This window comes from Streptomyces sp. NPDC005791 (assembly GCF_042871485.1).
Taxonomy (GTDB): Bacteria; Actinomycetota; Actinomycetes; order Streptomycetales; family Streptomycetaceae; genus Streptomyces.
Genome location: NZ_JBIAIP010000037.1, coordinates 1 through 11,603, shown reverse-complemented (window position 1 = coordinate 11,603; position 11,603 = coordinate 1). Strand labels below are relative to the sequence as shown.

Annotated in this window: 14 protein-coding genes and 2 pseudogenes; 9 read left to right on the top strand and 7 right to left on the bottom strand. The window is 68.4% G+C overall.

Annotated elements, in window-relative coordinates:
• Positions 1–47: 47 nt before the first annotated feature.
• Both ACFYSH_RS33780 and ACFYSH_RS33775 read right to left on the bottom strand, forming a co-directional pair.
• Positions 48–338, bottom strand: a complete 291-nt coding sequence (locus tag ACFYSH_RS33780) for a DUF5958 family protein (protein WP_388757681.1) — start codon at positions 336–338, stop codon at positions 48–50.
• 2 nt (positions 339–340) lie between these two features.
• Positions 341–967, bottom strand: a complete 627-nt coding sequence (locus tag ACFYSH_RS33775; RefSeq protein ID WP_388757679.1) for a DUF6000 family protein — start codon at positions 965–967, stop codon at positions 341–343.
• A gap of 101 nt (positions 968–1,068) precedes the next feature.
• On the opposite strand from ACFYSH_RS33775, the gene ACFYSH_RS33770 reads away from it, so the two are divergent.
• Positions 1,069–1,281 (top strand): hypothetical protein, encoded by a 213-nt coding sequence (locus tag ACFYSH_RS33770; protein ID WP_388757676.1) that lies wholly within the window; start codon positions 1,069–1,071, stop codon positions 1,279–1,281.
• Positions 1,282–1,383: 102 nt separating this feature from the next.
• Here ACFYSH_RS33770 and ACFYSH_RS33765 read toward each other — a convergent pair whose 3' ends face one another.
• Positions 1,384–2,304 (bottom strand): transglutaminase-like domain-containing protein, encoded by a 921-nt coding sequence (locus ACFYSH_RS33765; RefSeq protein WP_388757673.1) that lies wholly within the window; start codon positions 2,302–2,304, stop codon positions 1,384–1,386.
• 240 nt (positions 2,305–2,544) lie between these two features.
• Between ACFYSH_RS33765 and ACFYSH_RS33760 the strand changes: the two genes are divergently transcribed.
• Entirely contained in the window at positions 2,545–3,426 is an 882-nt protein-coding gene (locus ACFYSH_RS33760; protein WP_388757670.1) for a DUF4241 domain-containing protein, read from the top strand.
• 191 nt (positions 3,427–3,617) lie between these two features.
• Here ACFYSH_RS33760 and ACFYSH_RS33755 read toward each other — a convergent pair whose 3' ends face one another.
• Positions 3,618–4,472, bottom strand: coding sequence for an AAA family ATPase (locus ACFYSH_RS33755; RefSeq protein ID WP_388757668.1), 855 nt, complete (start codon positions 4,470–4,472; stop codon positions 3,618–3,620).
• Positions 4,473–6,050, bottom strand: a complete 1,578-nt coding sequence (locus ACFYSH_RS33750; protein WP_388757665.1) for a Mu transposase C-terminal domain-containing protein — start codon at positions 6,048–6,050, stop codon at positions 4,473–4,475. It lies immediately after the preceding gene.
• Between the two features lie 116 nt (positions 6,051–6,166).
• Between ACFYSH_RS33750 and ACFYSH_RS33745 the strand changes: the two are divergent.
• From ACFYSH_RS33745 to ACFYSH_RS33730, 4 genes and pseudogenes are all read left to right on the top strand, one after another.
• Positions 6,167–7,042: pseudogene (locus tag ACFYSH_RS33745) on the top strand (recombinase family protein); the annotation flags it as partial.
• Between the two features lie 14 nt (positions 7,043–7,056).
• The gene (locus ACFYSH_RS33740) at positions 7,057–7,197 is read left to right on the top strand and encodes a helix-turn-helix domain-containing protein (RefSeq protein ID WP_388757687.1); all 141 of its coding nucleotides are present in this window, start codon (positions 7,057–7,059) and stop codon (positions 7,195–7,197) included.
• Positions 7,198–7,408: 211 nt separating this feature from the next.
• Positions 7,409–7,726, top strand: a complete 318-nt coding sequence (locus ACFYSH_RS33735) for a PadR family transcriptional regulator (protein WP_388757663.1) — start codon at positions 7,409–7,411, stop codon at positions 7,724–7,726.
• Positions 7,723–8,469 carry a hypothetical protein gene (locus ACFYSH_RS33730; protein ID WP_388757660.1) on the top strand — a complete coding sequence of 249 codons (747 nt, stop codon included), beginning with the start codon at positions 7,723–7,725 and terminating at the stop codon, positions 8,467–8,469. The genes ACFYSH_RS33735 and ACFYSH_RS33730 overlap by 4 nt, the downstream gene beginning before the upstream one ends.
• 474 nt (positions 8,470–8,943) lie before the next feature.
• Here the strand turns inward: ACFYSH_RS33730 and ACFYSH_RS33725 are convergent, their stop codons facing one another.
• Positions 8,944–9,681, bottom strand: a complete 738-nt coding sequence (locus ACFYSH_RS33725) for an SDR family NAD(P)-dependent oxidoreductase (RefSeq protein WP_388757657.1) — start codon at positions 9,679–9,681, stop codon at positions 8,944–8,946.
• Positions 9,682–9,808: 127 nt separating this feature from the next.
• On the opposite strand from ACFYSH_RS33725, the gene ACFYSH_RS33720 reads away from it, so the two are divergent.
• Positions 9,809–10,243 (top strand): Rrf2 family transcriptional regulator, encoded by a 435-nt coding sequence (locus ACFYSH_RS33720; protein WP_359478672.1) that lies wholly within the window; start codon positions 9,809–9,811, stop codon positions 10,241–10,243.
• A 139-nt stretch (positions 10,244–10,382) separates the two neighbouring features.
• Here ACFYSH_RS33720 and ACFYSH_RS33715 read toward each other — a convergent pair.
• Positions 10,383–10,621: pseudogene (locus tag ACFYSH_RS33715) on the bottom strand (short-chain dehydrogenase/reductase); the annotation flags it as partial.
• Positions 10,622–10,888: 267 nt separating this feature from the next.
• On the opposite strand from ACFYSH_RS33715, the gene ACFYSH_RS33710 reads away from it, so the two are divergent.
• The gene (locus ACFYSH_RS33710) at positions 10,889–11,149 is read left to right on the top strand and encodes a hypothetical protein (protein ID WP_359478678.1); all 261 of its coding nucleotides are present in this window, start codon (positions 10,889–10,891) and stop codon (positions 11,147–11,149) included.
• A 2-nt stretch (positions 11,150–11,151) separates the two neighbouring features.
• Entirely contained in the window at positions 11,152–11,523 is a 372-nt protein-coding gene (locus ACFYSH_RS33705; RefSeq protein ID WP_388757684.1) for a fic family toxin-antitoxin system, toxin component, read from the top strand.
• Positions 11,524–11,603: the final 80 nt, after the last annotated feature.

Genomic DNA, 11,603 nt, shown 5'->3' with positions numbered 1-11,603 from the left:
GAGCTGCAAACACTCCTCGCGACCTGGACCGGCGCCTGCCCCACCTGTCACCGCGACATGCCAGACCCCGCACCAACATGACCAAGCCCTACTAGTTGCTGGTCGATCGGGCCGCAGGTGATCAAGACCGCCGGGGTGTGCGTCGGGCGCAGCCCGGCACGTCGGATGCTCTCCGGTCCGTCTTCGGTGACGGCGCGCGCCTGCACGCAGTGGTGGCGCAGGAACAGGAGTATCTCGGCCTGCTCCTCCGGGCTGTGGGTGTCGAACCACTCGATGCCCTGTGACATCGCGCGCAGTCCTTGGGCGAGTTCGTTGAGGATGATGCCCCGCTCGGTCATGATCAGCTCCCGCAGGCCAGCGAGGCGAAGACCTCAGAGGTCTCGTCGACGAAAGCGCACAGTTGCTGCACGGCCTGCCGACAGTCATGCGGGTCGAGAGCCGCCACGGCCCGGACTTCGAGCCATCGGTCCCAGGGACCGGCCGGGGCAAGGAACCGTGTCGTGTACTCGGAGCCGAGAATCTCATCGAGGTACAGAAGCGTCCCAAGGACGATTGCCTGGTCGTAGTCGAGGTCGGGACGCGCCACGTAGTGATCAAGGTATGCGCTGAGCAGTTCGGCATCCGCTGCAGTACCGAACTTCGCAAGGGCGACGCAGTATGCCGCGCCCGCATACGGCCCCTCGCTGGCCAGCAGGAGCTGGCCTATGAGCTCGCGGAACTCGGACCTGTGGGCCACAGCAACCAGCCAGGCGGCAGTCTTGCGCTCGCGCCATCCACCCTCGAAGAGGACGCCGAGCTCCGCCGGAGTGATTTCGTACGCAGCCTGAGCCAGATCCCGCACAAACGCGGAGCGCTCGACCGGGCTCAACCGGAAAACGCTCCCGCCCAACCGAAGGTATCGCCGATCAGGCGTGACGAACCGCCGAACCAGATCCTGCAACTCGGGATCGCTCTGGACATCACGCATAGCCGCATCCTGGCCCGGGACGGTACTCATGTGCCACAGGTTTGCCGACTGCTTCAACGGACCGTAGTTACTGGTTCAGAGAAGCCTGTGTCAGGTGCCCCATGCTCCGCCTCGACCTGGCCCAGGAGCCCCGGCTGCTGGGGATTGAGGCCAACACCCACCAGTGCCTGGGAGAGGCCCAGCGGATGCAGTGGCTCGGTGAGGTCGCCGAACTGCAGGAAAGCCTGCGGCACATCACCGACAAGAAGAAGCAGGCCGAACGCCTACGAGCCCAAGCCGGTCACGGCGAAGCCGGTGCCGAGGCACTCAGCTAGCCACTGCAACTCCTGGGGAGCCAGCGCCGGCATTCCGCCGTTCGGCCAGCCACCCAGCAGGCGGGCAGTCGATCGGAAACGCATGACAGGCCACCTGCAGTATCACCGGAGGGTAGCTTCGCTCGGACCGTTGAACGGTGCCAACGACAGCACCGTCTTCGGCGTCCGCAGCCCCTCATTCTCCGCGAACAGCTTCCGCGCCGCATCGAAAGGAACGTCGTCGCACACCACCAGCGAAGTCAGGTCGTACAGCTCACAGACCGCCTCCGTCATATCCCTGTCGCCGCCTGCTCCCGTCCCCCAGACGTCCCACAGCAGCGTCTCCACCTTGTTCAGCGCCGCGAGATCGATCCGGATGTCGTGCGCCACGAACCACTCCCCGAACATTGGCCCTTCCTCGGGAGGGTGGAGTCCGAAAGTCTTCGGATCCGCATCACCCGCTCGGATGGCCTGCCACGCCTTGCCCGCGACCAGAAAGCGGTCGCGCGGCACATCCATCGGGTCGAAGTCCACCTTCCACGTGCCGATGACCACCGGGTCGGCCAGCTGCGGATCTGCGAGCAGCCAGCCCCGCTCGTTGTCCCAGTACTCGGTGACCACGTGATCACAGTGGAATCCGTCCGAGCCGAAGTAGTCGGCGAAGCCGGACCGCAGGCGCGCGGGTATGCCCGCGTGGCGCAGGAACGAGCAGTACAGCAGTGCGAAGTCGCGGCAGACACCCACGAACCGGTCACCGACCTCGCGCCGTTGCGTCAGCAGGGCGTCGTTCCGCTTGGTGATGATCCGCAAGATGTCGTCGAGATAGCGCGTTTCGGCGTCGTTGTGCAGGCGGTCCGGCGCGATGACATGGCAGAACTGCTCGCCCTCCAATCGGTGGACCATCAGATTACGGGCTGTACAGGCGAGTTGAGCCGGAGCATCTGGCAGGCCGACATAGAGCGGGGCGAAGCTGCCGGGGTCGGAGAAAGCACTCTGCTCGGTATAAAAGGCGGCGGCAGCCGGTGCGAGGCGAGCGAATGGCATGGGCTGGACCCCCAGAAGGCATCGGCCACATGTTCGATTGCCGGGCCGGTGCACCTCACCGTGTCAAAATCTCCCCGTAATTGTCCAGGCGCCTTGTGCCGACGACTGCGGCCGGGGCACGCCACCCACGCCGGACGACTCAACTCGCTTCCCGCACGGGGCCAACGGACGGAGGAGCGGCAGGGGCAGGGCGGGGGCTCCTATGTCACCTCGCCCGGACTCCGGGACGACGAGCGCTGGATGGACCGCCCCGCCTTCGAGGAGTGGCCGCTGCTCTCGGCCCAGGTGCACGGGCTCATCGAGCCGCCGGCCTTCGAGGCGGCTGAGGTGCCCGAAGCGGTCGAGCCAGGTGACGGAGATGCGCCCGCCACCTGCTGGCGTCCGCCACGCGCCGCCCAGCCCGGTCCGATCAACGAGTTGTTCCGGCCCGGCACACGCGTGACCGACGGGTACCACCCCGAGATGACCGTCGTGGAGCCGCACCGGGTCGGCACCTTGCGCGTACCCAGCGGTCTGCTGGCCGTCTCCGGCCCTGACATCGACCACGGCGACGGGCCGCACGTCACGGTCCCCGTCCCGCCTGGGGAGTACGTACTCGACGAGGCGCGGGTCAGCTACAGCTACCACTGCGAGTGGCGGGACGCCGAGGTCACGACCACGGAACCCCTAGCTGTCCGCCTGCTCGCCGGCGAAATCCCCACTGCGACCTGGGAAATGGCCCCTGGTCCTGACGACGACCCCAGGCTGTTCATCGAGAACCACATAGCCGGCTTCGACACCGATGGCGCCACCGGCTGCTTCGCCGACGCCGGAGCCTGGGAGCCGCTCATCGCGCTCTTCGAGCGTGGGCTGATCCAAGGGGACCCGGACCTGCAGGGGTGCAAGGACATCGACGACGGTTCCATGTTCATGCTGCGCACCTGGGACGAGGCTTCCCACGGCGAGCTCATGGCCTTCGCCACGACCGGGGACGGCACCTACCCGGTATGGGTCGGCCATGCCGAGACCGGCGAGCTGACCGGCATCGTGGTGCTGGTGAACGGGATGCCCGAGCTGCTCCCGGAGCGGGACGGAACCTCCGCTGAAGCGGGCGTAGGCAGGGTCCGCGGTCCTGAGAATTGAGCGTCTCATGAGTTCGGCATCAGGCGGACAGGACCCGGGATCGCCCCGAACGGCACCGTTGACCAGACAGGTCCGAGTCCGGCCAGCAACACAGCAGACGGCCAGGTCCGCTCTCGTACCGCTCTACGCCGAACCCCGCGTCCCCCACCCGGTCAACGGGCAGGGGACGCGGGCGGGTCAGGCGGGGCGGGTCAGAAGCTGCACACGACCATGCGGGGGGTGGCTCCGCCGGCCCATCCGATGAGGCCGCCCGGAAGCGCACCGACTCCACCGGCAAAGGCGCCTGCGAAGGCTCCGGTAATCGCGGTACCGACGGCCCACTGGGCCACGCACGTGTCCCAGTCACCGTCCTTCTTGAGCTTGTCCTCGTACGCCTTCTTCTCCGCGTCCGAGCAGGTGCGGCCGTACCTGGCGCAGGCGTCGCCGACACTGTCCATGAGCGACATCCGCAGGGCAGGGGCTGCACCATCAGGCCCTTCGTCTTGGCGGCGGAGGCTTTCAGCGGCACGCTTCCGGGGAGGCGGGCGGAAGGGCAGGCGGCGAAAGACGCGGGAGCGGAGCATCGGTTCGCGGGAGAGGACCTCCCAGCAGCCGTCGCCCCCGACGTAGAGCAGGGCGAACTTCGTCTTCGGGTCGTCGTGAAGGTGGCGCAGCAGTTCGATGCAGTCGCTGTTGAGGCGCTGGGCCTCGTCCACGACGACCAGGCGCTTGGGGTGGGACAGCAGGTCCAGGAGCCGGTTGGTGATGTGGAACCGGTTGCGGGACTTGGGGGCCGCGATGCCGGTGAGGGCGGCGAGGAGCTGGTCGGCGACCAGGCGCATGGTGGGGCGGGCGGTGAAGGACAGGGCGCACACCGCGGGGCCGCCGCAGGTGGCCTGGTCCTCCAGGGCGGACTCGACCGCGTAGGTCTTGCCGGTGCCGGCCGGGCCGTGGATGACGCCGGTGGCGTTGTTCTTCACGAGGTCGTCCACGACGCGGTGGGCGAGTTGGAAGGTGCCGGTCGGCAGCGTCGCGGCGCCGGTCAGGTCGGCGAAGTGCCGGGGCATTCAGCTCTCCTCGTTGTTCTTGGTGATTGGGATGATGCCGAGCAGGGAGGTGGAGGCGCGGGCGCGCAGGGCGGCGTCCAAGGTCTGGCGGGAGGAGTTACGGCCGGTCTTGTCCGCGACGAGCCGGGATTCGGCGGCCGGGCTGTCGCCGGTCATCGGCGCGAGTTCGCGGCGTGCCCGGCGCGATGCCTTGCGGCGTTCGCGGCCGAGCCGGGCGGCTTCCTCGCGCTGCTGGAGGCGGAAGGCGTCGGTCTGCTCGGCGGTGAGCGTTCCGGTCGGCAGCGCGGTGCACAGGTGCTTGCCTCCGAGGTAGACCTCGATGGACCGGTCGTCGTGCGGCATGTAGCGGATCTGGACGATCTGGCTGACCCGTCCGTGGATCTCGGATGCGACGTAGGCGTGGCCGCCCAGGTGGATGCCGTCCTTCTGGATGGTGCGCTCGTCGCCGGCCAGCAGCAGGTGGCGCAGCTTGTCCGTGTCGATCCGGTGCAGGGGCGCCTCGTCCTCCTGCCACGCGGCCAGCGCGGTACGGCCTTCCAGCATCCGGTGCGGGCGCTCGGTGTTGTACCAGCGCACCCAGGCGGCGAGGCGCTGCACGAAGTCGTCGAGGGGCATAGGTCCGCCGGTCTTCTCGACGGCGCGCTTGGCGGCCGGGCTGTCGCCGACCGGCCCGTACAGACGGCCGGACGCGTCGCGGGGGCCGCCGGTGAAGCCGGGCATCAGGGAGATGAGGGTCTGCTCGATGGTCAGGTTGACCCGTTCGACTTTGCCCTTTCGATGGGGCATGAAGGCCGGGAGGCGGTGCACGGTGACGCACAGCGCGGCCATCACGTCCTTGATGGTGCCGGCGGCGAACTCCAGGCCGCGGTCGATCCGTACACGGCTCGGTACCGCGCCGAACGGCGAGACGCCGGGGTCGTGGACCAGGGCCATGCGCATCGCGGTCAGGACCGTGCCCGCGTGCGGGCTGACCGCGAGGGACCAGCCCAGCAGGGCGCGGGTGCCGTCGTCGACGATCGTGGTCATCCACGGGGAGATCGGCTTGCCCTTGGGCGGGTGGACGAGGATCGGCAGCTGCTTGTGGTCCATCTCCCACACCCGGTCCCGGGGCTCGTCCGGGTGCCGCAGGTACACCGACTTCGCCCGGCGCCCGGACTCGCCGACCTTCCACGCGGCCCGCTCGGCCGGGATGAACTCGCGGCTGAACGCGACCTGCATCGTGCGCAGTGCGACGGGGGCGGCGCCCGCCCAGCCCTCGCGCAGGAAGTCGGGGACCGGGGCGCCGGCGGTGGTTCCGTCCCCGTCGACCACGGCCTGGCGGGCGCGGTGCACGGCGGAAACGTTCCCCCGGTAGAGGGCGTAAGCCTCCCGGTCGGTCTCGCTCAGCACGTACGGCTCGGGCCCTCGGTGTTCGGGCACGCGGGTATCGGCGGAGAGCCACCGCCACACCGTGCGCTCGCTGACGCCCAGGCCCTCGGCGGCGAGGCGTACGTGAGCGGCCGACAGCTGCTCGGCGTCGCGCAGCTGGGTCAGCCGGGCCACCGCTGCAGCACGCTTCGACTCGTCTGCCCCCTCCATGGTCGGAAGACTCCGGCAGCGTCCCGAAACGTGTTCGTGACATCCGCTCCGTTCGCCCGTACGAGTGAACGAGGGGTGATCGGCGGGCAGTCGCCCCGGGTCCGTCCACGCTGATCATGACGGCGCTCGGTCCGGCCGGAACTCCGTACGTCCGTCGCTCGCCTGTCCGTCCCGGAATCGGTCGTTTCCGGGATGGTCGTCCGCCGCGGCGGACGGAGCCCGGGAGGCGTCCCGAAAGGCGTCCCGAAAGGCGTCCCGAAATCGGCGGGCGCGGCGGAGAAGCGGGACGGGTATTCGGGACGGTCACATCGAGCGGCTGGGCGGGAGGAGAACACATGAACGGCGACCTGGACGAGATCGCCCGCGCTGAGCTCGTCGAGCGCGAACCGTGCCCGCGCTGCGGGGCGGCGCCCGGATCGGCCTGCCGGGCCAACTCCGGCGTCGTCGCCGTCGACTACCACACCGGCCGGTACGCGAAGGTCCCCGGACTGAAGACCGGGCCCGCGATCCGCATCCCGGCCGCCCGCGGGCCCGGCCGGCCCTGGCAGCCCGGCCCCGAACCCGACCCGGGCCTGCTCGCCGCGGTGGAGCGCACCGGCGACCGGATCGGCTACGCGCGCGTCTCCAGCAAGGGCCAGGACCTCACCGGACAGGTCCGCGCCCTCAAGGAAGCCGAGTGCGTGCGCATCTACGTCGAGAAGGTCGGCACGCGGGAGAAGATCCGGCCCGAGTACAACGCCGCCCTCGCCGAACTGCGCCCGGCCGACACCCTCACCGTCACCATGCTCGACCGGCTCGGCCGCAACATGGTCGAGCTGATCACCAGCGCACAGGATCTCGCCGAGCGCGGCCACCGGCTGGAGATCCGCACCGGGCCCCTCGCGGGCACCTACGACCCGCAGGGCGCGGGCAAGGTCCTCTTCGTCGTGTTCGCCGCGATGGCTGAGGTCGAGCGGGAGTTCATCCACGAGCGGACCCTGGTCGGCCTGGACACCGCCGCGGCGACATGCTCGCCGTCGCCCTGCGGCGCCGCGACGCGCAGGAGTCCGTCACAGCCATCGCCTCACACCTCGGCGTCGGCCGCTCCACCCTGTACCGCACCTTCGCCGCGTACGACGAAGCTGCCGCCACCACGAGCCACCGGTGACCACAGGCGCACGGGCGGGCTCGACCAGGCGTGCGGAACGAGTCGGGAGCACGGTGGCGGTCCCCGACACGCTCTCGGCTCGGGTCAACGGCCTCTGTATCCCCACCATCGGGCTGGACTCCCTGGAGGGTGGGTGGCAGATGCAGGCGAGATAACCGGCTCAAGATAACTCGTTCTCGACATACGCTCTAGGGGGTGCTTCACTCGTCACATGGCATCAATTCGGCTGACACGTCCAACACTTGAAGTGCTCAAGGTGCTGCTCACGGCCACCTCCGATGACCCGGCATGGGGCCTGAAGATCTGCGAGGAGGCTGATCTCGGCTCCGGCACGGTCTACCCGATCCTTGAGCGGCTGGTCGGCGCCGGATGGGCCACACGCACAGAGGAACAGGGCGAGCACTCTGGGCGGCCAAGGCGGTACTACTACGAACTCACCGCTGCTGGTCATCTTGCGACGCAGCGTGCCAGGGAGAGCAGGCCGCGCCTCTTCGGCCTGCGGGCTGCCAGCGAGAATGGCGTGGCATGAGCGAGGGCGAGCAGCTCACGGAGCCGTCGGGGGCGAGCCTGACCGCCATCATCGCCGTGCTCACTCCGATTCTCTTCGGAACTGGGACAGTGATCTTCCTCGGCTCCGGCTACGGCCTCAAATTGCTGACCCCAGAGCCAGCTTTCTCAGAGACCTTGGTGACGATGGGCTGGGTTTCTGGCGCCGGGACTGCGCTAAGTATTTTAGTGTCGGCAGTCGGTCTCCTGGTCACGGCTCTGCGCCACCGCGCGCTCGAAGACAATCAGTCAGAAACCGAAGCTTCCTCGGACTGCCCCAGGACTGGGGCAGCCGATCGGACACTGGAATTCGCCTCGTTTGTTGCGGGGACGCGTCGCGCGCACCTGCGTGACGAATGGGCTGCGCTACTCGCCGGCGACCCCGAGAACGGCATCGTTCTCTCCGCGAGCCGCAGGATGCGATATGCGCTCGGATGCCTTTGGGCGGCGGCCCGGATGAGGGCTCATGACCTCGTCGGTCCGCTGTGGCTTCCTGTGGACTGGCTGTTGTCGAACGAGTCTCGGACAAACCGCTTCATCGCCATGGCGGTGGGCGGGCAAGCGGTCTACGTCGTAGGGAGCGGCGGGATCCCGGCCCTGGTTACGGAAATCTGGGAGCCGTGCGCTCTGTTCGGCGGCGGCTTGTACATCCTGGCACGCTGGCTGCGACGGGTACGCGGGATCGAACTCGCGGCGGCTGCCCGCAGCGACTCCTCCGAGGAATAAACCGGGCTGGTCACAGTCACAGCTGGTTGACCAGCCGTCGCCGCGTCTGGTGCTCGGTGGCGGCCGGGCCGGTGGCGGAGCCGCAGGGCGGAGCCACTGCACCCATATTCCCCAAGGCCGTACGAGCACCCCACGCACTGACAGAACCCTGCGTAGAACTGACATCTACTCTGCGCACGACAGATGACGAGGCCCTTGAGCTGGCTCCAGTTGACGAACGCCGGGGGATCACGCGTCCTCCCCGGCCGCCATCGCCGTCACCCCACGCTGAAGCCCCGCCAGAACGTACCTGGCGGAGCTTCAGGTTTGTATGCATGCCGTGTCGAACGCGATCAACTTTCCGTTGATTCACGCCTGCACCAGAAGTGCGTCAGCTCACCTTGCTGGCTCACTCCCACCGCAGCGGCTCTGCGGCGGGACGGTCCGCACGATCGGGCGACACGGCCGGAATGTTCGCATGTGTTCACAAGAGACTCATACCTGTGCGTACCCGCCATCGGCGAAGAACTCGGCTCCGTTGACGTAACTCGACGCGTCGGAGGCAAGGAACGTCGTCACGGCGGCTATCTCCTCGGGTTCGGCGAGTCGGCCAAGAGGGACTTCACCTTCTGCCTGCTTGAGAGCCTCGGGCGGGAGCAGATCGAGCAAACCAGGGGTGCGTGTACCGCCCGGGGATACGACGTTGACCCGGAAGCCGTGCGCACGCGAGCTGAGGGCCCAGCCGCGGGCAAGGCTGCGGACCGCGGCCTTCGACGCCGCATAGACCTCCAGTCCCAGGTCGGGCCGTGTCGCAGCGGTCGAACCGGTGAGGATCACCGAAGCGTTGTCGCTGAGCAACGGCAGCGCGTGTTGCAGGGTGAAGATCGTTCCCTTGACGTTGGTGGCAAACAGCGAGTCGATCAGATCATCCGTCACCTCGCCGAACGGAGCCGCAGCGCCGATGCCGGCGTTGGCGACCAGCACGTCGATGCGGCCGGCCTGCTCGCGCACGGTGCTGTAGAAGGCGTCGAGGTCCGAGGGCACCGAAACATCACAGACCACGCCGGTTACGGCAGGGCCGAGTTCGGCGGCTGCTGCGGCGAGCGCGTCCTTGCGACGACCGGTGATGAAGACCCTGGCGTCCTCGTCGCGGAATGCGCGTGCGGTCGCGAATCCGATGCCGGTGCTACCTCCGGTGACCACGGCGACCTTGCCCGTGAGTGACTTGCTCATTCTTCTCACCTCGTTGATTGACCTGTTCGACTGTCGTAACGCTAATGGTTACGACAGCCTGTTGCAACCTTTGCTGTTACGACTGCGCTGTCGTAACATGAAGCGTTGCGGCCGAGAGGAGGGGTTGATGAGCGCCAACAGCAGGTTGACCATTGCCGCCCACGCGCTGGCCTGGATCGGTCTCTACCAGCGTCAGGGCCATGAGGTCGCCACCTCCGAGCAGATCGCGACCAGCGCGAACACCAACCCCGTGGTGATCAGGCGGCTGCTCGGCGAGCTGCGCAGGGCCGGGCTCGTGGAATCCCGGCGAGGTGTGGGCGCGGGCTGGTCGCTGACGCGTGAACTGGGGTCGATGACCCTGCTCGACGTGTACGAGGCAGTGGAACCCGGCCCGCTGTTCGCGATGCACCGCACCACCCCGGACCAGGGATGCGTGGTTGGTTACGGCATCCAGCCGGCGATGCAGGGCATCTACGAGGGCATCGAGGAGACCTTGAGACACGAGCTGGCCCGCGTCACCCTCGAGAACGTACTCCGGGACGCACTCGCGGCACCGCGCTAGCCTCCCCGTCACGCCCTGACATCACCAAGATTCCCATCCCTGCCCGGGGCGGCGAACGACCTGGCGTCCGATGCACCGCCCCGGTGCCGAATCACGGGGCGTCGGCAGAGGTGTGGTCGGTGGAGAGGGTGAGGTCTTTTCAGGTGTCGAGGTCTCGGTCGACCGCGGCGCGTCCGGCCCGGGCCAGGCGCAGGGCGTCGGATCCAAGGACCAGGCGGGCCGGGGGTCCGGTGCCTCGAGGATGCGCAGAAGCGCGACGGCAGCCCTAGCCGGGTCGCCGAGCTGGTTGCCGCTGGCGTCCTGGCGGGCGGCGCGGATGGGCTCGAACAGCTCGTCGTAGTCGGGGATGGTCCGCGGTGCACGGATCATGGAGCGGCCCGGGACACGAATCCTAGAAAGCCGCGTCCGCTCAGTGTCTCCTGGGTCAGCCGTCCGGGCGTGGGAATCATGGGCCGCATCGTGCCATGCAGGTATGGCCGCGCCGCCGCCCGAGGTTCTTCCCGGTGCCTTCGCTGATGAGGGGTCTCGTAGCACCGCTTGCCTCCCGCAGGACAGCCGGGAGGGGCGCCGGCGGGCCCGTAGAGCACCCACCAGGCGCGCTCACCTCCCCTTCCCGCACTGCTACCACCCTGCTACCTTGCATGTATGGCATCTCAGAAGAAGCAGACTCAGCTCCGGCTCGAGCCGGGAGTGCTCGCAGCCGGAAAGGACGCCGCGGCAGCTCGCGGGCTCGACTTCAACCGGTACATCGAGCGGCTCATCGCCGAGGACACCTCAGGAGCCAGGGCCTCCGGGATGGCGAGCGCCCAGCGCCTTCTGGACGAGCACGGTGCCTTCCTCGACGCTCTCGAGAGGGATCTCGACACCGAGCACTCCCCCGCGCCCAACAGGAGTGCCGCTGCGTGAGCATGTCCCTGCACGTAGATCTGTCCTGGATCCTCGAAGTAGCCGAACGCGCCGGCCACCACGACCCGGCCCCCGAGGATTTGGGAGTCCCCCTCGCCGCTGTCGCCCGCCACCGCGCCGAGCTCCTGGAGACCCCCGTCTACCAGGGTCCTTTCGCGAGAGCCGCGGCCCTGGTGCACACCTTGGGGCGGCTGCGTTGGCTGGAACAGTCCAACCTGAGCGTGGCCTGCGCGGTCGCCGTGATGTACCTCGAGGCCAGCGGAGTCTCCGTGGCACCGACACGGGAGCAGCTGTCGGAACTGGCCCGTGAGCTGTACGACCCGCAGTGCACGGCGGCGCGCGTCGCAGCACTGCTGCGGACCTGGCGGAGGTGAGGTTGGGGACGCGGCTGGCGGGTGGGAGATAGACCCGCAGAAAAACCAGAAACGTAGCGGGTTGGGGTTTTCCTGTTTGG